General features: G+C 68.9%; 15 protein-coding genes and 1 pseudogene. 8 read left to right on the top strand and 8 right to left on the bottom strand.

All coding sequences use genetic code 11. The features are described from left to right. The first annotated feature begins 134 nt into the window (after nucleotides 1–134). A complete protein-coding gene (locus ACWDEX_RS34590; protein ID WP_450468453.1) occupies nucleotides 135–365 on the top strand; it encodes a hypothetical protein in 231 nt (76 codons plus the stop codon). Between the two features lie 75 nt (nucleotides 366–440). On the opposite strand, the gene ACWDEX_RS34595 is transcribed toward ACWDEX_RS34590, so the two are convergent. Beyond that, nucleotides 441–1577 (bottom strand): methyltransferase, encoded by a 1137-nt coding sequence (locus ACWDEX_RS34595; RefSeq protein ID WP_450468431.1) that lies wholly within the window; start codon nucleotides 1575–1577, stop codon nucleotides 441–443. Between the two features lie 183 nt (nucleotides 1578–1760). Here ACWDEX_RS34595 and ACWDEX_RS34600 point away from each other — a divergent pair, with 183 nt between their 5' ends. Further along, a complete protein-coding gene (locus tag ACWDEX_RS34600; RefSeq protein WP_450468432.1) occupies nucleotides 1761–2207 on the top strand; it encodes an acyl-CoA thioesterase in 447 nt (148 codons plus the stop codon). 143 nt (nucleotides 2208–2350) lie between these two features. Here ACWDEX_RS34600 and ACWDEX_RS34605 read toward each other — a convergent pair. Beyond that, nucleotides 2351–3298 (bottom strand): annotated as a pseudogene (locus ACWDEX_RS34605) (aldehyde dehydrogenase family protein); the annotation flags it as partial. 423 nt (nucleotides 3299–3721) lie between these two features. Between ACWDEX_RS34605 and ACWDEX_RS34610 the strand changes: the two are divergent. Beyond that, nucleotides 3722–5128, top strand: a complete 1407-nt coding sequence (locus tag ACWDEX_RS34610) for a ricin-type beta-trefoil lectin domain protein (RefSeq protein ID WP_450468433.1) — start codon at nucleotides 3722–3724, stop codon at nucleotides 5126–5128. 108 nt (nucleotides 5129–5236) lie between these two features. On the opposite strand, the gene ACWDEX_RS34615 is transcribed toward ACWDEX_RS34610, so the two are convergent. Beyond that, on the bottom strand, nucleotides 5237–5659 hold the full coding sequence (locus ACWDEX_RS34615) for a DUF6924 domain-containing protein (RefSeq protein ID WP_450468434.1): 423 nt from the start codon (nucleotides 5657–5659) through the stop codon (nucleotides 5237–5239). A 417-nt stretch (nucleotides 5660–6076) separates the two neighbouring features. Between ACWDEX_RS34615 and ACWDEX_RS34620 the strand changes: the two genes are divergently transcribed. Next, entirely contained in the window at nucleotides 6077–6520 is a 444-nt protein-coding gene (locus ACWDEX_RS34620) for an NUDIX hydrolase (protein ID WP_450468435.1), read from the top strand. Nucleotides 6521–6853: 333 nt separating this feature from the next. Here ACWDEX_RS34620 and ACWDEX_RS34625 read toward each other — a convergent pair whose 3' ends face one another. Together ACWDEX_RS34625 and ACWDEX_RS34630 are read right to left on the bottom strand one after the other, a co-directional pair. Then, nucleotides 6854–7321, bottom strand: coding sequence for an SsgA family sporulation/cell division regulator (locus ACWDEX_RS34625; protein ID WP_450468436.1), 468 nt, complete (start codon nucleotides 7319–7321; stop codon nucleotides 6854–6856). A gap of 326 nt (nucleotides 7322–7647) precedes the next feature. Then, nucleotides 7648–8136 carry a TetR/AcrR family transcriptional regulator gene (locus ACWDEX_RS34630; protein ID WP_450468452.1) on the bottom strand — a complete coding sequence of 163 codons (489 nt, stop codon included), beginning with the start codon at nucleotides 8134–8136 and terminating at the stop codon, nucleotides 7648–7650. A 236-nt stretch (nucleotides 8137–8372) separates the two neighbouring features. On the opposite strand from ACWDEX_RS34630, the gene ACWDEX_RS34635 reads away from it, so the two are divergent. Next, nucleotides 8373–9932: an MDR family MFS transporter gene (locus ACWDEX_RS34635; protein ID WP_450468437.1), complete on the top strand. Its 1560-nt coding sequence runs from the start codon at nucleotides 8373–8375 to the stop codon at nucleotides 9930–9932. Between the two features lie 422 nt (nucleotides 9933–10354). Beyond that, nucleotides 10355–11716 (top strand): FAD-binding protein, encoded by a 1362-nt coding sequence (locus ACWDEX_RS34640; RefSeq protein WP_450468438.1) that lies wholly within the window; start codon nucleotides 10355–10357, stop codon nucleotides 11714–11716. Nucleotides 11717–11986: 270 nt separating this feature from the next. On the opposite strand, the gene ACWDEX_RS34645 is transcribed toward ACWDEX_RS34640, so the two are convergent. Beyond that, the gene (locus ACWDEX_RS34645; protein ID WP_450468439.1) at nucleotides 11987–12244 is read right to left on the bottom strand and encodes a hypothetical protein; all 258 of its coding nucleotides are present in this window, start codon (nucleotides 12242–12244) and stop codon (nucleotides 11987–11989) included. 491 nt (nucleotides 12245–12735) lie between these two features. Here ACWDEX_RS34645 and ACWDEX_RS34650 point away from each other — a divergent pair, with 491 nt between their 5' ends. Continuing rightward, nucleotides 12736–14178 (top strand): aldehyde dehydrogenase, encoded by a 1443-nt coding sequence (locus ACWDEX_RS34650; protein WP_450468440.1) that lies wholly within the window; start codon nucleotides 12736–12738, stop codon nucleotides 14176–14178. A 124-nt stretch (nucleotides 14179–14302) separates the two neighbouring features. Here the strand turns inward: ACWDEX_RS34650 and ACWDEX_RS34655 are convergent, their stop codons facing one another. Further along, the gene (locus ACWDEX_RS34655) at nucleotides 14303–14659 is read right to left on the bottom strand and encodes a hypothetical protein (protein WP_450468441.1); all 357 of its coding nucleotides are present in this window, start codon (nucleotides 14657–14659) and stop codon (nucleotides 14303–14305) included. A gap of 218 nt (nucleotides 14660–14877) precedes the next feature. Between ACWDEX_RS34655 and ACWDEX_RS34660 the strand changes: the two genes are divergently transcribed. Further along, on the top strand, nucleotides 14878–15654 hold the full coding sequence (locus tag ACWDEX_RS34660) for a GNAT family N-acetyltransferase (RefSeq protein WP_450468442.1): 777 nt from the start codon (nucleotides 14878–14880) through the stop codon (nucleotides 15652–15654). Between the two features lie 108 nt (nucleotides 15655–15762). On the opposite strand, the gene ACWDEX_RS34665 is transcribed toward ACWDEX_RS34660, so the two are convergent. Beyond that, nucleotides 15763–18771 carry a S8 family serine peptidase gene (locus ACWDEX_RS34665; RefSeq protein ID WP_450468443.1) on the bottom strand — a complete coding sequence of 1003 codons (3009 nt, stop codon included), beginning with the start codon at nucleotides 18769–18771 and terminating at the stop codon, nucleotides 15763–15765. Nucleotides 18772–18802 lie beyond the last annotated feature (31 nt).

An 18802-nucleotide genomic window follows, 5' to 3' on the forward strand; every position in this document is an offset into this window, starting at 1 on the left:
GGCCTTCGCCCAGCTCGGAGAGTTCATCGCGTACAAGGCACGCCGCGCAGGCGTGCCCGTGGTTCACGTCGATGCCGCCTACACCTCGCAGACGTACCTTCTTCCGTTCCCTCGGCGGTGCGGTGGGCGTCGCCATGCTCGGCTCTCTCCTCACCACACGGATCGGCCACTACGCGCGGGAGACCATCAACCAGCTCACCCCGCAGCACCAGGCCACGGCCGCGAAGGCCTCGGGCGGGGGCGAACGGCCGGACGTGGACAAGCTCGACGGCACCTCGCTGCGCTGGCAGCGCAGTCTCAACTTCCGGGGACTGGACAGCTTGGAGATCGCCTTCACGGCTGCAGCTCGCAGCAGCAAGGGCTGACACATGTGTGCCCGGAGGCGCCCGGAAGCCTGACCGGCCGGCAGTACAGGCCGTCAGGCTTCCGGCGCCGACCGTTCAGCGGGCGTCCGAACCCGCTGCGAGACGCCACAGCGATGTCACCTCTGCCCGCCGCGCGGCATGGAGCGGATCGTCGGGGTTGTGGGCGCGAGGATGACGCGGCCGTGTGTCGAGGCGCCCCACCACTCTCAGGCCGGCCTTGACGAAGAGCTCGGGCAACTCCGTGCGAGAGCGTAGTCCGAGGCGTTCGGCGAGGTCGGAGATGATGAGCCAGCCCTCGCCGCCTGGCGTCAGGTGCGCTGAAAGTCCCTCGATGAAGCCGCGGAGCATACGGCTCCCCGGGTCGTAGACGGCGTGTTCGAGCGGGGTCCGGGCCCGGCCGGGAAGCCACGGAGGGTTGCAGACGATGAGGGAAGCCCGGCCGGCGGGGAACAGATCCGCCTGCTGGACGTCCACGATGGAAGACAGGCCCAGGCGACTGATGTTCTCCCGCGCGCAGGCAAGCGCACGCGCATCACAGTCCGTCGCCACTACCCGCCGGACACCGCGCCGGGCCAGAACGGCGGAGAGCACGCCGGTACCCGTGCCGATGTCGAAGGCCGTGAACGGTGACGGCAGCGGTGCTTCGGCCACCAGGTCGACATACTCGCCCCGCACCGGAGAGAACACGCCGTAGTGGGGCGTGATCGACTCCTCGAGCGCTGGAACGTGGACACCTTTCCCGCGCCATTCAGCGGCCCCGATCACCCCCTGCAGTTCGCGCAGCGACACCACATAAGGCTCATTGGACTGCCCGTACGCATGTTCGCACGCCAGTCGCACGTCTGGAGCCCTGCGCAGCTCGATGACATGCCCCGCTGCGACCGGCAGCAGCAGCATGCCGAGGATCCGTGCGCGCCGCGACTGCGCTTGCCGGTACAGGTGGAAGCTCTGAGCTGCTGACGTCCCTGGTTCGTGCTGCTTCCGGTCCGCGCGGCGGGCCACCGCCTGCAGTAGCTGACGCGCGTTGTGAAAGTCACCGCGCCATAACAACGAGGTGCCTTCGCACGCCAAGCGGAAGGCGGTGTCCGCGTTCATGCCGTCATCGGCCGACACAACCCGCTTCGGCGGCGGTGCTCCGCCCGCCGAGCGCCACAGGGCACAGCGCTCCTCTCCCGAACTCTCCGACCAGCGAATGATTTGTTCTGTACTCACCTTTTCATCATCCTTGAGCGGTTGCTCACCCTCGTACCGTGCCGGCGCGGCCCACGTATGGCGAATAGGTGTGGATATTCATACCTGAAGCGTCGCACACCTATCGAGGTGAACCATCACTGTTCACCGTTTCGTGTATCTGGGAGGCTTTCACTTCACTCTCGGAAAGGTTTGATCTCCGACATGTCCAAAGTACTGACGAACTCCTTCGAAGTCCGCTGGGACGACCTGGACCTGAACGGCCACCTGCGCAACACGAGATACCTGGAGTACGCCTCCACGGCTCGGCTCAGCTTCCTGATCGACTCGGGCTGGTCACCTCGAGACCTGTTCAAGGCCGGAGTCGCCGCCGTCTCGCTCGGCGAGGAGGTCCGCTATCTGCGAGAGGTTTTCCCCCTCGAAGTGGTCAGCGTGACCTCGCGCGTCGTCGGCCTCAGTGCGGACGGGGCACGGTGGCGGTTCGAGCACCGCTTCTCGCGTGAGAGCGGGGAGGAGGCCGCCGTCGTGCGCACCCTCGGCGCCTGGATCGACCTCGGCGTCCGCCGGATCGCCCCGCCGCCGGCCGGTCTGCTGGCCGCAGTGGCGTCGGCTCGGGCGGACGACTGCGAAGTTCTCACGTCGAAGCCCTGACTCACAGACCCTGGGACGCCGGCATGAACACCGCCTTGGTCTCCAGGAAACCTTCCAGGCCCTCGGGCCCGCCCTCCCGGCCGTGGCCCGACTGTTTGCGGCCGCCGAAGGGGACCTCCGGGGGACAGTTCGAAGCCGTTCACGGCGAGGTGGCCGGCCTTCACTCGCAGCGCTACCTTGAAGGCGGCTTCGGGATCGGCTCCGAAGACGCTTCCGCTCAGGCCGAAGTCCGTGTCGTTGGCGATGCGTACGGCGTCGTCGACACCGTCGTACGCCTGCAGTGTGATCAGGGGCCCGAAGATCTCCTCACGCGCGACGGCCATGTCGGAGGTGACGTCGGTGAAGACGGTGGGATCGACGTAGTACCCCTGATGGAATCCCGCTCTCCTGCCACCTCCCGTCAGCAGTCGTGCGCCTTGACGGCGGCCCGCGTCGGCGTAGGCGAGGACGCGCCGGTACTGGCGTGCGCTGAGAACGGGACCGATGTCGGTCGCCGAGTCCCAGGGGTCGCCGACAGTGAGGGCGCGTACCGCGGCGACGCAGGCCTCCTCCACCTCGGCCATGCGGTGCCGCGGCGCCAGGACGCGGGTCTGGGCGAAGCAGATCTGGCCGGAGAAGGGCATGGTGAGGGGCATGAGGGCCGGCACGACGACGGACAGGTCGGCGTCCTCGAGGATGATCGCGGCGGACTTGCCGCCGAGTTCCAGCGTGGTGCGGGCCATGCGCCGGGCGGCCACCTCGGCGATGCGTTTCCCGGTGGCCACACTGCCGGTGAAACTGACCTTGTCCACGGCGGGGTGGGCCACGAGCCGGGCGGACTGCTCCGCGTCAGCCGTGATGACGTTGACGACGCCGGGCGGAATGCCCGCGGCCTGGACGCACTCGGCGATCACCAGTGCGTCCAGGGGGCTCTCGACCGGTGATTTCAGGACCGCCGTGCAGCCGGCGGCCAAGGACGCCGCGACCTTGTGAGCGAAGATGCTGAAGGTGGCGTTCCAGGGTGCGATGAGGGCGGCCACTCTGGTGCGCGGTCGCGGGGCGGACAGGGGCCGCCGGGCGTGGACCCCTTCCGTACCCTTCTGCGGTAACACGCCGGGGAGCGGGCAAAAGGTTCATCTGGAGTGCGAGCCCGAGATACATGTTTCGGACGCATGCTTCTGTACTTGCCTGGAATATGTATCAGAGGAAGGCGCGGGCAGACCGAGCCGTGCTACCGCAGGGCAGCCGTCGGCGAGGTCACGAAGCGGGCGGCGCCAGACGGCGGGGGACAGGTCACGGGATCTCCTTCAAACCTATGGAGAACCGGCAGTGCCCACCGCCTCGGTACCGTTCTAGAATCGACGATTGAACGCCCAGGTATTCACGAAGACCTGAAGGCTCTTCAAGGCCTGGCGCCGTCCTTGCCTCGAGGCACTCGGCGTCACAAGGCCATCGGCACACCAGGCCAGGCCCGCTCGTACTGTCACACCTGAGTGTCGTACCTATGGCCACACCGACTCCACCGGAAAGGTGTCATGACGACCTTCAAACCCAATGACCCTCCCGACGAGCCGACGGCCGTGGCCACCGCGCAGGCAGAGACAGAGGGCGTCGACGAAGCCGAGGGAAAGCCGGAACCCGCTGCCACGACAGCGGAACGCATCCTGACCTCGGCACCGTCCCCCCGGGGATCCGCCGTACCCTCCGCCGTGTCCGAGCCCGAAGCCGATCCGGAGGAGCCCGAACGACGGGAGGAGACCGAAGAACCCGAGGAGATGGAGGTGGAGGCGGACCCGGTCGTTCCTGGCGCGACCGAGGCCGCGCCCACTTCCGCGCAGTCGGCCGAGCCGGAGACTTCGACGGACGGTTCCTCGGCGCAGTCGGCGGCGGCCGAGCCGACCGCAGAGACCGCGGCCGACACGAGGACGGCCGAGTCGGCGGACACGAAGACGGCCGAGTCGGCGGACACGTCCATCGCGACCGGGGACACGGCCGCCGCGTCCGACGACGCCATGAACAGCTCCGCCAAGACGGCGGTCAAGGCCGTCCCCGGCCGACCGCACAAGAGCCTGCTGGCCGGGGCCGCCATCGTCGGCGCGCTCCTGATATCCGTGCCTTTCCTGATCAGCGGTGGCAACGGCGAAGACGAGCGGTCGTCCACGAAGCAGGGCACCACACCGGGCACCGTCCTGGGCGGCCTCGCGGGGGCGGTTCCCGGCGCGGTCGGCTCCGAGTCGCCGTCGCCGCACGTCTCCGGGACGTCGGGAAAGAAGGTCCCGAAGACCGTCACCACCACCGGCCCGAACGGCAAGCCCATCACCGTCACGGCGGCACCCGAGCCGGTCAGGCCCACCGCTGGCAAGAAGTCCTCGACCGGCGGCAGGACGACTGCCACCACCTCGGGCTCGGGCAAGTCCGCCGCTGGTGAGAAGTCCTCGACGGGCGGCAAAACGACTGCCACCAGCTCGGGCTCGGGCAAGGCCGCGACCCACTCCGGGACGCCGTCAGGCACGACCACCAAGGCGCCGCCGCCGAGCGATCCCTGGCCCGGCGGCATGTGGATCTACGGCCACGCGTCCGGGCGTTGCATCGGCATCGCTGGCAGTCCGGGCGCGGCCACGGGATCCGCCCTGGTGATCTGGGACTGCTACGACGTCTCCTACCAGAGGTGGAAGTTCGTCAACGGCACCGTGCGGTCCGAGGGCAAGTGCATGAACGTCCAGGGCGGTGCGAGGGGCGACGGCGCTGTCATCAACTGGACGACGTGCAATGGCTCGGGTGCCCAGCAGTTCCGTCTGAACGCGGCGCACGACCTGACCAACCCGCAATCCGGCAACAAGTGCGTCGACGTCAAAGACCTGAGTACCGCCAACGGCGCACGTCTGCAACTGTGGACGTGTGCGGGTACGCCCAACCAGAAGTGGAGCACGCGCACCCCGTAGTGCCCGGTCCTGGTGAGTGAGCAGGGTGGCCGTCCCCCGGCGAGGGACGGCCACCCGCCGTCGTTGTAGGTCACCGAGCCGGTGCACCTCCAGCTTGCCCGGACCGGCTCAGAAACCCCGGAAGACGCCGTCCTCTTGCGCGGCGTCCACGAACTCGTCCCAGTCCATGTTGGCGAGGGAGATGTTGTTCTCTATCGCCCACAACTGCGTAGCAATGACTCGCAGTTCGTCGAAACCCTGCCCCTCCTCGTCTGCCTCGTCCTTCAGGACGGCCAGCAGCGGCATCTCCGCCGCCGTCACGGCGGTCCTGTCGGCCACGAACAGCAGGTCGGCGTCCGCGGGCGCGAGCGCGACGATCTGCTCGGTGGTCAGACCCCGGTAGGCGGGGTCGTCGACGATGTGCAACGCCGCGAGGAATCCATCCTCGTCGTCCGGGGTGGTGACCACGGTGCGAAGGGCGTGCCAGGCCGCCTCGTCGGAGAATTCGGTGCGGATCAGCAAGGTGCAGTCGGTCTGCGGCAGGTTCTTCATGGCCGGGCTCCTGGAAGGGACGGGCAACGGCCGGGGCGTGCGACGCCCGGCACTGTGGGCTGTGCATGTTAGCCCGGAGCTCACACGTATCGTTGCGCCACTGCCTCGATCGGTGATGAGTGAGGGGCGGCGGTGCAAGCGCCCGGTAGTCCCGTCGGCCGACGGGCCCGCCTGAGCTGTCGGGGGCGACGACAGCAGCGACGCCAACCGCTTTCACCTCAACCCCAGCGGTCCCAGCCGGGAAGTTGAGCTGTACGCCGATGCCGCGGCCTATCTGATGAGCAGGGGCGCCGAAGTCCTGCTTCTCGACACCAGCGCCGCCACCCCATCGGAGGTGGCACGCCGAATCGCCGACCCCATCCCAGCTCTGCCGATAGCGTCGATCGCCTCACCCACGCCTACGACTCCCCAGGAACCATGAGCGGACAACCAGCACAGCCCGTCATCGACACCCACGTCATCCTCCGCGATGGCGACAAGATCCTCTTCTCGCAGCGCGGCGGCCCCTACGGTCACGGGCGATGGCACATGCCGTCCGGCAAGCTCGACCAGGGCGAGCCCCTGACCGAGGGCGCGGCCCGCGAGTTGTACGAGGAGACCGGAATCGCTGTCGACCCGGCGCACCTTCGTCTGGTCCAGACCGTGCACCACCGGCAGTCCGCCGAGGTGGAGCGAATCGGCTTCTTCTTCGAGGCGACCGAATGGGAGGGGCAGCCCGTCAACAAGGAGCCCGAGAAGTGCCTCGCCCTCGAGTGGTTCACCGTGCACGAACTGCCTGAGGACATCATCGAGTACCCCGAGGCTGGTTTGCGCGGTTACCTGAACGGCTGTGGACCCCTCGCTGAGCACGGTTGGCAATAGACCCGCCGGTCCCATCGTTGCCGCCGTCCGCTGCTCCATGGCGGACGGCGCTTCGCCTGCGCGATGGACGTCCGGGGCCCACCGCGGTCAGTTCATGAGACTTGAGCTTCGCCGCCGCCGCATCGATGCGCGTCAGGGTCCGTTCCCGACCCAGCCCCCCGACCGACTCGAACAGCGGCAGACCACAGTGCGGCCTGTTCCCACGGGAACACGGTGCGAGACTGAATCGTCCCTGGACGGATCGAGATGGGCCGAGACGGGTCGAACCTGTGGGCGTTCATGCAGGTCGGAGAGAAACAGCAGGTCAGGCCACGTGCGAGGCACCCCGCGTGCTCAGTCGGACTGCGCTCTCGGCCCCTTGAGAAGGTCTGCCGTGGCGATATCCCAGTCGATTCCGGCGAGTTCCTGGCCGGCGGGAACGAGTTCGTAGGTGTGCTCCAGCCACTCCGCCAGCGGCGCAACGGGCAGCTCGAACAGGGCCGCCATGCCGCCGGAGGTCAGTTGAAGCCACGCAATTGCCCGCTCCTCCAGGCGCGGCGGCCACATCTGGACGTCACCGAGGCCGCTCATCGAGTGCAACCCCTGCTGGAGGAGGTCTCGGCCGATACGCCACAGGACACTCGGGCCACCCTCGATGAGGAACTCGACGCACACGATCAACGGGGCTTCCGGATCGAACCGGAACTTCGCTTTGATCGCCTGCCGGGCGGAGACGTCCAGCACGCGTTCGATGTCCAAGACGAGCTCACGGGCGTGCGGCGCCGCTCGGCGAGCCTGCACGTCTGTTTGGTTGCCACTCATGACGGGTGGATCCTTCCCTGCGGCGGAAGTTGGTCCGACCCACTCTCGTCCTCGTGGGGGCCACCGTACATAAGTAAGTTGACTGTTTAACAACGGTGGTGGCCTGACGGATGACCGTACCGCCGTACCGCCGTGCCGGACAGCACCCGAGGCGGCCTTCCGGCACCGCATGGCCCTCCGGCGCCGATCGTCGTGACCGGTCCGCCGGTGAGCCGGGCTCCCGCCGCCGTCGCCGGAGGCGGCGAGAACCCTTCACTGGGACAACGTAGCCGCCTGCCATGGGGTTCAGCTGCGACGTCCGGCAGGCGCTTGGGGTCGTCGGTGTGTCAGGAGGGGCTGAGGCCGTGGAGCAGGGTGTCGACGACGACATCCGCTGCCCGTCCGGGGCTCAGCTCGGGCATTTGCTCGGACACGAGATGCATGAGTTGGGGCAGCAACGCGCTCGCCCACCCCTGAGGAAGATCGGGGCGCAGGAGGCCCTCGTCGGTGGCGCGTTCGAGGAACGCGTCGACCTCGCGGATAGACGCGTCGCGGCGTGCGTGGACGGTGTCGTCGGTGAGCATGCGGGCGAGGTCGACGGGCCAGGTTCGGTTGACGGCGATGACGTTCTCGACGTAGCGGTGCAGGGCGACGGCGGCGGGTGCCTCGCGCAGCCGGGCGTCCTCGATGGCGTGCTCGATGGCCGTGAGCCGGGATTCGTAGATGGCGGCGAGGAGGTCCTCGCGGGAGGCGAACCGCCGGTAGACGGTCCGCCGGTCCACGCCCGCCTCGGCGGCGATGCTGGCGATGCTTGCGCCCGGATCGGTGGCGAGCATCCGCGCTCCGGTGGTCAGGACGGCTTCCAGGTTGCGTGCTGCGTCGGCTCTCATCGCACCGAGTCTAGTAGCAGAAATGTGAAACCTAAGACCCCTATCGCCCCTCCTGTGTGCACACCACTTCATTAAGTGCTACATTCATGTGACAGAAAGCTTCAGTATTGACAACTCTCTGAGGCTGATCGCCGCCTTACCGTGGTCGGCGCCCCGCTCACGAATCCAGAAAGGCAAGTTCGATGTCGAAGGCACAGCAGTCCGCATCGCCCAAGGCGGGGGGTGTGGCCGCCGCCATGAGCGCGCTGATCCTGGCGGTTCTCCTGGCGGCCCTGGACCAGACCATCGTCTCGACGGCGTTGCCGCGGATAGCGGAGGACCTGAACGGGTTCGACGACATCGCGTGGGTCAGTGCCGCGTATCTGCTCGCGTCGACGGCGGTGACACCGCTGTGGGGCAAGCTCGGCGACATGTTCGGCCGCAAGCGGCTCTACCTGGCCTCGACCTCGATCTTCCTGATCGCCTCGGTGGCCTGCGGTCTGGCGCTGAACCTGCCCGAACTGATCGGCGCCCGGGTGCTCCAGGGCGTGGGCGGCGGCGGCATGATCGTGCTGACCTTCGCCCTCGTCGGTGACATCGTGGCCCCGGACCAACGCGGCCGCTACCAGGGCTTGTTCGGTTCGGTCTACGGTGTCGCCAGCATTGTCGGCCCCCTGCTGGGCGGTGTCTTCACCGACCAGCTGTCCTGGCGGTGGGCCTTCCTGATCAACCTGCCCGTCGGTGCCGTCGCCCTGGCCATCGCCGCGCGTGCGCTGCCCGCGGCCACCAGGCGGGCCAAGGCCCGCATCGACTACCTGGGCTCTCTGGTGCTGGCCGCGATCGCCACCGGCCTGGTCCTGATCACATCGTTCGGAGAGCGCTGGGGCTGGGCCTCACCGGCCATCATCGGCCTGATCGTCGCCACGGTCGTGCTGGCCGTGCTGCTGGTACCCGTCGAGCGCCGCGCCGCCGCCCCGGTCCTTCCGCCGGCCATGTTCGCCTCCCGGACCGTGGTCTTCTCCTCGCTGATCGGGTTCGTCGCCAACGCGGCCATGTTCGCCGTCCTGGTCTACCTGCCCACCTATCTCCAGATCGTCCACGGGGTCTCGGCCACCCTCTCCGGCATCTACATGCTGCCCCTGGTCGCCGGTCTGGTCGTGAGCCAGTCCCTGGCCGGACGCTGGGCCGCGCACGCCGCCCTGCTGCGCCCGATCCTGCTCGGGGGCCTGCTCGCCAACCTCGCCGGGCTGCTCCTGCTGGGCACCATCGGGGCCGCCACCAACACTCTCGTGCTGAGCGTCTACTTCCTGATCACCGGTGTCGGCATCGGCATGGTGCCCATGGTCGTGCTGACCACCGTGCAGAACAGCGTGGCCGCCGCCGACCTCGGTGCCGCCAGCGCCGTGGTCACCTTCGCCCGCTCCATCGGCGCGGCCTTCGGCGTCGCCGTCTTCGGCACCCTCCTCAACACCGGCTTCGCCCACCGCACCCACGAACTGTCCACCGCCGACGGCTTCGACGCCGCCCGTCCCGACACCATCGCCCAGCTCCCCGCCGCCCTGCGTGACACCGCGCTGGACGCCTTCGCCCACGCCACGGCCGGCGGCTACCTCTGGATGGCCCCCACCCTCGTCGTCGGGACCGTCCTCGCCCTCTTCCTCAAGCCCGCCCGCAAGGCGGGACAGGCAGTCGTGGAAGAGAAGGGATCCACCGCCCGGGGCGCCGGCGACGTCACCGCCAAGGACACTCTCCCGGCCGCCTGACCCGCCCGACAACGCGCCTTCGACCGGCCGCCGCCCCCACGGGGGCGGCGGCCGTCGACGTGTCCGCAGTCAGCCGTGCCATCGGTTCCGCAGTCAGCCGTTCACCGGTTCGAACCAGCGGTTCATCCAAGTGATGCCGGTGAACCAGAGTGGCACACGTATCGAGAGGCGCACATCTATCGGGGTGTTCGTACGGCCGGTCGATCCCGTCAAGATGTGCGATTGGACAACCTTGATGTGAACGATGCGGCTCATGCATCCCGTTTCACTGCTGTCAGGGTTTCGTCGCCCGCTGCCCGTCTTGCGCCGTGCCGCGCGGCGGTGTGATGCGGCGGTGCTCCACATGTGTGAGTGAGGTTGTGATCAGGGTGAGTACGGATGCGTCCGGCATGGCGAGTGTGAGCCATCGGCCGGAGGACTTGGTGGCTCTGCGGCATTCCGTGGGAGGGCCGGTCCTGGAGCCGGGATCGAAGGGGTACGAGGCGGAGTGCGCCACGTTCAACCTGAGCTGCGGCCTCCAGCCGGCCGTGGTGGTGGGGGCGACCAGTGAGCTGGACGTCCGCACGGCGGTCCGGTTCGCCGCACGGCACGGGCTGCCGGTCGCGGTGAAGTCCGCGGCCCACCAGATGGTTTCGCCGGCCCAGGGCGCGCTGCTGATCACGACGCGGCGGATGAAGCGCATCTCCGTCGACCCGCAGCAGCACACCGTGCGGGTCGACGCGGGTGTGCGCTGGCGTGACGTGCTGCCGTGCACGGCGGAGTTCGGCCTGGCCCCGATCGTGGGTTCGGCGCCGGATGTCGGCGTCGTCGGATACACGCTGGGCGGCGGGCAGAGCCCGCTGCTGGGCCGGACGCTGGGCTATGCCGCCGACCATGTGCGGTGGCTGAACATGGTCACGGCGGACGGAGAGCTGCGCCGGGTGACGCCGCAGAGCGAACCGGACCTGTTCTGGGCGGTGCTGGGCGGCAAGGGCAATTTCGGTGTGGTGACCGAGATCGAGTTCGATGTGTTCCCGGTGTCGCGTTTCTACGGCGGCGGCATCTACTTCGCGGGTGAGCACCTGGCGCAGGTGCTCGAGGCCTGGCGTGCCTGGCTGCCGACAGTGGGGGAGGAGATGACCTCGTCGATAGGCATCCAGCGCCTGCCCGATGTACCGGCGCTACCCGAGCCGCTGCGCGGTGCCTTCGTCGTCCATCTGCGGATCGGTTTCCTGGGGTCGGCGGCCGACGGGGCGGAACTGGTCGCTCCGCTGCGGGCGGCCGCGCCGGTGCTGATCGACCTGGTGGGGGAGAAGCCTTTCACCTCGATCGGGGAGATCCACATGGATCCGGTAGACCCGATGCCGTACTTCGACCGCAGCGTCTGCCTGGAGGAGTTCACCGAGAAGACGGCGCAGACGCTGGTCGAGCTGACCGGTCCGGAGTCCGGGTGCACCCTGGCGAACGTGGAGATCCGGGCGCTCGGCCGCGCGTTCGACCGCGAACCTGCGGTGGCCAACGCGGTGCCCAGCCGCGGTCTCCCGTACCTCGTCTTCGCGCTCGCGGTGGGCGGCCCGGACCAGGCGGAGACCTTGCGGGCCGATCTCGCAAAGGTCGTGGACGGGCTGGCGCCCTGGGCGGCCGGGCGGAACATGGTGAACTTCCTTTCGCCGGACGAGGCGACCGACCCCGAGGGAGTCCGGGCTGTCTACGGAGCGGAGCGGTTCGACCTGCTCGCCGCGGTGAAGAAGCGCTACGACCCGACCAACGTCTTCCGGTTCAATCACAACGTCACACCTGCCTGAGCCCCGGCCCCCGGCGGACGCGGCGCCTCGGCACCAGGCCGTCCGGCAGTGCCCGGCGCCGCGACATGCCCCGGACGGCGGCGCGAGCAAGACCCTGCGGCGGTCGGTCGGGGGCCCGCCCCGCCGCGTGAACTGCGGCTGGGAAAGTGCCGGATTGCTGCTCTTCAGCGAACGCTGCTGCTCGACCGGTGTCACGCCAGATCCTCGTGTGGCTGTACGTGGAGACTGTGCGGCTGTTCACCCTCTGCCCGGTCGAGGACGTCTACTCGGTCACACGGCCTTGATCAGGGCTGTGGCCAAGAGCCCGAGGGTGTAGGCGAACCCGCCAGCCCCGCGCCCATCGCTATGGCCGCGCATGTTGTTGATCTCGACCCAGCGCAGGAAGCCGTTCTCCGCGACGAACGCCAGGGTGCCGCTGGACTTCCTGTTGATGGACACGAGCACAACGACCAACGAGTTGAGGGTGAGCAGCAGGTGCAGCCTGCCGTGCGCGAGACGGCCGGGACCGACCCGCGGCTCGGTGTGCACCTGTGCCGGGAGAGGGGACTGACCACACTCGGCAGGACGGCTCGGACACCCGGAGAAGTTCACCCGCTCTTCGCTGCTGCCGAGGGGCCCAGGCACGACCCCACTCATGGGCCCTGGACGGAATCACGGGAGCGCCGGGGCACACACGTTTTTGACCCGCGGGACATGCCACGTTGGCACGCTCAGGTACGTGTTCGGGGAGTGCTGAGTCAGATGACGGATGTGGTCTGGATGCCGATGCGGAAGGCTGAATGTCGCGAAGCGCACACATGTGCATGGGCGAGCATGCGCGTTTCGGCGGTCAGAATCCGCTTCTGGGTTGCTACTGCGTCTCTGGGTTGCTACTGCGTCGGCTCTCACTGCTTGAGGGTACCGAACATGTGGAAGCTTTGAGGTATATCACCATCTCGATGTGCAGGTAACCAAAGTAAGTGCTACATTGCAGTGGCAGTTATGAGAGACGTCCGAGTGAATCGAAAGCGAGAAGGCACATGATCACCTACGACCGGCTCTTCATCGGGGGTTCCTGGGAGGCGCCGAGCACCGCTGAGCTGCTCGACATCGTCTCGCCGCACGACCAGTCGCTGATCGGACGCGCGGCACAGGCGCGGCCGGCGGACGTCGACCGCGCGGTGGCTGCGGCGCGCGCGTCGTTCGACGCGGGCGTGTGGCGTCTGACGCCGCCGGCGGAGCGGATCGCGGTACTGCGGCGGTTCAACGCGCTGCGCGAGGAGAACGCCGAGAAGGTCGCGCACCTGATCTCGCTGGAGAACGGTTCGGCCGGATGGTTCACCCGGGCCGGTCAGCCGGGCCTCACCCGGCAGGCGAACTCCTACCTGAAGGCCGCCGAGGAGTTCGCCTGGGAGGAGACCCTGGCACCCTCCGACCCGGCGTCCCCGGTGCGCAGCGTGGTGCGCCGTGAGGCTGTCGGCGTCGTGGCCGCGGTGATCCCTTGGAACTCGCCGTTCTCCTCAGCCACCTCGAAGATCATCCCTGCCCTGCTCGCCGGCAACTCCGTGGTGCTCAAGGTGTCCCCGGAGAACTCGCTGAGCATGGGCTTCCTGGCCGAGCTGCTGGAGCAGGTGGGCCTGCCGGAAGGCGTGATCAGTGTCCTGCCCGCGGACCGGGAGACCAGTGAGTACCTGGTGTCGCACGAGGAGGTCGACAAGATCGCCTTCACCGGCTCGACGCGGGCCGGCCGCCGCATCGCCTCCATCGCGGGCGAGCAGCTCAAGCGGGTCAGCCTGGAGCTGGGCGGTAAGTCGGCCGCCGTGATCCTGCCGGACGCCGACATTGAGAAGGCCGTCGCCGGCGTGAAGTTCGGCTCCCTCCTCAACAACGGCGAGTCGTGCGTCGCCCAGACCAGGATCCTCGCCCCGCGCAGCCGCTACGAGGAGGTCGTGGCCGCTCTGAAGGAACTGGTGGAGTCCTTGAAGGTGGGTGACCCCAACGAACCGGACACCTTCATCGGCCCGATGATCCGCCCCGACCAGCAGGAGCGGGTGCGCAACTACATCCAGCTCGGCATCGAGGAAGGCGCCCGCCTGGTCACCGGCGGCCCGCAGATCCCCGAGGGCCTGGAGAAGGGCAACTACGTCACGCCGACCGTGTTCGCCGACGTCGACAACTCCATGCGGATCGCCCAGGAGGAGATCTTCGGCCCGGTCCTGGTCGTCATCGCCTACGACGACGAGGACGACGCCGTCCGCATCGCCAACGATTCCGAGTACGGCCTCTCCGGCGGCGTCTGGTCCTCCGACGAGGCTCACGCTCTGGACGTCGCCCGCCGCATCCGCACCGGCACCCTCACGGTCAACGGCGCCTCGCTCGCCTTCGACGGCCCGTTCGGCGGCTTCAAGGCCAGCGGCATCGGCCGCGAGTACGGAGCGGTCGGCCTCGGCACCTACACCGAGTACAAGACCATCACCATCTGATGCCCCGGCCGGACGAACACCCGGCCCAACAACATCACAGCATGGACGCATCTCGCCAAGAGTCCACCGCGGCCCGGCCGGGCGGCTTCACTCGGCCGGGCCGCAGCAGGACAAGGACGCGCTGTTACGCCGGGACCACCCGGTAACTCAGCGCCGTCCAGGGAAGGTTGGACTGCGCCAGCGAACCGCTGGCCCACGAGGCGCCGGTGCAGCCGGCCCCGGAGTACACCGTCACGGAAGCGGAGCCGGAGACGACCTGGATCGAGAGAGCAGACTTCGGCGGCGTGTGACATGTGCCGAGGTCGTCAAGACGGACCGTCGTCACCGTTCCCGCTCCGTTGGTACCCGAATAGAGATACGCGCCCTCCTGCAAAGGAGGCCAGTCGGCGGCGTTCGCAGTCCCGGTGCCGAGGCCGAACAGGGCTGCGGCCACGGTCGCGGCAGCTGCTGCGGTACGGAGTGTCTCCTTGGAAGTGAACATAACCCGCCCTTTCCTGTGAGTGGCGACGTTGCGGTGTTGCGCGACTCGGGCAACCGGTGCGGCCGAGCCGGCAGCAGATTCTTGCACGTTCAACTACGTTTCACACCAGCGCCACTGTAGCCAGTAATGTCAACCTCGAACACCCCCGCACCGCACACGTATTTGGAGGCCCATCAGTGCGCCTACGGGCCCAGGGCGTCGGTTGTAGGCTCATACGTATGACAAGCAATGATGTGGTTTACGGGGCCGCCCGGGCCTTTCAGGCGGCGGTGGAGGCACTCGCCGACGCAGTCCCGAACGGGTATCGGCGGCACGGCCCCGGTGGCGCTCTACTGGCCACCACCGGCTCGCTGATTCCCGCGCTCAACGGGGTCATGAGCGCCGATCCCTCACCGGACAAGGCAGAGATCGCCCTGCTCTGCGACGCGGCCGAGGCGCACGTCCAGGGAGTGCCGTGGAGCATCCGACTGCGCGGTGAGCCGGAGGAAGGCATCGTCGCCGTGGCCGCCGACCACGGACTCACGACGCGCACGCGACAGCCTTTCATGCTGTTGACGCTGGAGGGCGACCCGGCTGTGCGAAAGCCCGCCCCGAAGCCGGCATCCGTACGTCCGCTGCGCGCCGACGAGCATGAGGTCCTCGCCGAGGTTCTCGGCGCCGCGTTCGGGGCTCCGCCCGCGATCATCACGAGCCTCTACACGCCTCTGGTCCTCGGCCAGCCCTTCCTCCGCGCCTACGTCGCCGAGGTGGCCGGTGTGCCCGCCGCGGCCGGAATGGCCATCCTCACCGGGGAACACGTCGGGCTCGTCAACATCGGCACCCGGCCCGAGCACCGGCGGACCGGTCTCGGGCGGGCCGTCACCGAGCGGATCCTGCGGGACGGACGCGCTGCCGGAGCCCGTACCGCGTATCTCCACTCAAGCGACGAAGCGTTGCCCCTCTTCGAGCAGGCGGGCTTCCGCACGCAGGAATCCTGGACGTTCCTCACGGCCTGAGAACCGTCGCGCCGGGTCGGTGGCGACACGTCACCGGCCCAAGCCCGCGGCAGGCTCCATCGGCCGGAAGCTCCGGCGGGACCCGGGGCGGCCCGCCGGAGCAGGGGCTCAGCCGCCGATGCTGACCAGCGTGCCGGTGCCGTCCTGGTATCCGACGTAGGCGGTGGCCGGGGTGGAGGTGTCCACACCGGACCACTTGCCCGTGACCGGGAACTGGACGCCCGGCCTCGTCACAGGATGCGTTGGAGACACGCTGAACGTCCCGGCCCTGGGCGTGTCCGCGCCCACCACGTTCGCCTGAAGGGTGAACTTGATGTCGGACGAGCCCGGCGACCCCTCGTAGTAGCCCGACATGACGGTGGCAAGGTACTTGCCCGGCTTCAGGGTCGTGAGGCTGACGTGCGCCTTGTTCGCGTACTCGCTCAACTGTCCGCCTGCACCGGGCGAGCCGTCCGCCCGCAGGGGCGCGATCCACAGATAGAGATCGTCGTCGGGCTTGTCCGCCGTGGCGACGAACTCGCCGGCCTTGCTTCCCTCGGGCACCGTGAGGACGAACTCCTGGGCGCCGCCGTTCGCCTGGGACACCTCACCGCGCACCGGAGCACCCGCCACCGGGGCGTACGCGGTGAGCGTCAGCTTCTCGGTCCCCGGGGTCACGGTGTAGGAGACGCTTCCCGCGCTCCCGCTGCCGGTGACCCTGCCGGGGGCCAGCAGGCTCAGCGGCGTCACCGCGATCGGGCTGCGTACCGCCACGTGTCCGCTGCCGGACCAGGTCAGGTATCCCGTGACGGGGACCTCGGAGACCGCGGTGGTGCGCGTCAGCCTGATGCTGACCTTCGCGGTCTGTCCGGCACGGGTGAAGTGCAGGGTCGACGGCTTCACCTCGCTCTCGAAGCCGGGCAGCTTCACCGAGGCCCGGTACACACCCGGCCGAGCCGCGGTCAACGTACGGGTGATGGTCCGCGAGCCGAGCAACCGGTCCACGGAGATGGAGGGGTAGTTGAGGTCGCTGGGTTCGATGGCAGTGGTGCCGGTGCCGGTGTCCACCCCGAGGCCCTCCTCGTAGGCGAGCCAGTCGCTGTTCGACGAGTCGTACACCAGGCCGGGGTTGAGCATCGCGGCGGGGTCGACCTCGCCGGAACCCTGTGCGTACGGGTCGGTGTTCGTCCCGCCCGAGGCGGTCTTGGTGTCCACGGCGGTCGTCATCAGGGCGGACTTGACCGCCATCGGCGACCAGTTGGGATGCACACCGAGGTAGAGGGCGGCGAGACCGGCGACCTGGGGCGTCGCCATCGACGTGCCGGTCATGAAGTCGAAGTCGTGCCCCAGGTTGCTGGCCGGTGCGACGGCGGCGAGCACGCCCACACCCGGTGCGGCGAGGTCCGGCTTGATCAGGGCGCCCTTGTTCACCTCCGAGGGTCCCCTGGAGGAGAACGGGGCGATCTGCGGGTAGGGGGTCCCGGTGGAACCTCCCGGCTCGAGCGACACCGTGGCGCCCGGCGTGGCCGCGTAGTCGCGGACCGTCGTGGCGGCCGGCACGTTCAGGTGCACGGTCGGCAGCTTGTGGATGTCGCCGTCCGTGTCCTGGTTGCCGGTGTTCACCAGCACCATGCCGACGCCCCCGGCCCGCGCCACCTCGGCGGACTTGCTCACCCGGCTGTTGTCACCTCGGTCGCACACCACGACCTTCCCGGCCGCCTTCGCCGGGTCGAGAGTTGCGTCCTTGCACAGCGCGGCCGCGCTCTGCGTCGCCGCGGCGGTCTTCACGTCGGTGGCCCGGACCAGCGGTTTCGGCCCGAGCGTCGCGTTCACCGTGACGCTGGCACCGACGAAGGTCCGGCCGTCACCCAGCTTCACCGTGGCCTCGGCAAGTGCCATGGTGCTGGCCGCGACCGTGGTGGTCCAAGGGGCCGTGTTGTCTATCCAGGAGGTCGTGGGGCCATTGTTGCCCGCGGCGGTCGAGACGAACACCCCGGCCTGCGCCGCCGCCCGGAAGGCCTGCTGTACGGGCGCGTCGAGCGGCGATTCCTCCGACGCCCCCGCGGAGTAGTTGATGACGTCGACGCCGTCCGCCACCGCTTGGTCGATCGCCGCGACGATGTCGGAGTCGGTGCCACCGGAGCTTCTTCCGTTCTTGCCCGTCCAGAGCGCCTTGTAGGCGGCGACCACCGCGCCCGGCGCCACTCCGGAGATCTTCCCGAAGTCCGTTCCGTCCACGGTCACCCGGACGTTCGCGTCGCCCGCGGCCGTGGACGCGGTGTGGGTGCCGTGGCCTTCGCCGTCCCGCGGTGAGACGTAGTCGTCCCGCTGCTCCGGCGGCACGATGGCCAGCCAGCCGTCGCCGAAGTACCGCGCGCCGACCAGCTTGGTGTTGCAGGCGGCGGCGGTGAACTCCTCACCGGTCTGGCACACGCCGGTGAAGGTGGTTCCGTCGGCCTTCTCCATCTTGATCGTGTCGCCCTTGCGGTACGGGCGGTAGGGGTCCTTGGCCGTGGGGAGCCCGGTGCCCAGCGCGGGGGCGGCGAACGACGCGCTCTCGGGCCAGATGCCGGTGTCGATGACGCCGACCACCACACCCTTGCCGGACTTCTCGGTGCCGCCGAGCGCCGACCACACGCCGCGCGGTCCCGACAGCCCCATGAGGTCGGTCGACCGGGAGTCGTCCGTCACCTTGTTCCACCCGTCCGGGCTGACCCTGAGAACCCCCGGCTGCCGGCTCAGCCGCGCGGCCTGAACGGCCGTCAGGTTTGCGGTGAAGCCGTCGGTCACCACCGTGTAGCGGCCCCGGACCTTGGCGCCGACGGAAGCGGCCACCTTGCTCTGCCGGTCCTCGAGGTAGCTGCGGTAGCGGTGCGCTGCGGTGGTGGAGGCGTCGACCTTGCCACGCTGCGACGGCGCGGTCGCGGCAAGGCCGTCCACGCCGCCCTTGTAGAAGGCGACGGGCGCGTCCGCGAGGGTGACGATGTAGCGGTGGGCCGGGAGGTGCCCGGTCAGTGGGACAGGGGTCAGCGGATCGTCGGCGGCCTGGGCCGGTGTGCCGGTGAAGACAGCGGCCAGGGAGACGGCGAGAGCCGCGGCACCCCAAGCGGATGTCTTTCTTCGGAGCCTGGAACTCACACGTTCCTCCAGAGGAGTGGGGCCGGGCCAG

It is taken from the genome of Streptomyces sp. NPDC001020, assembly GCF_053599115.1.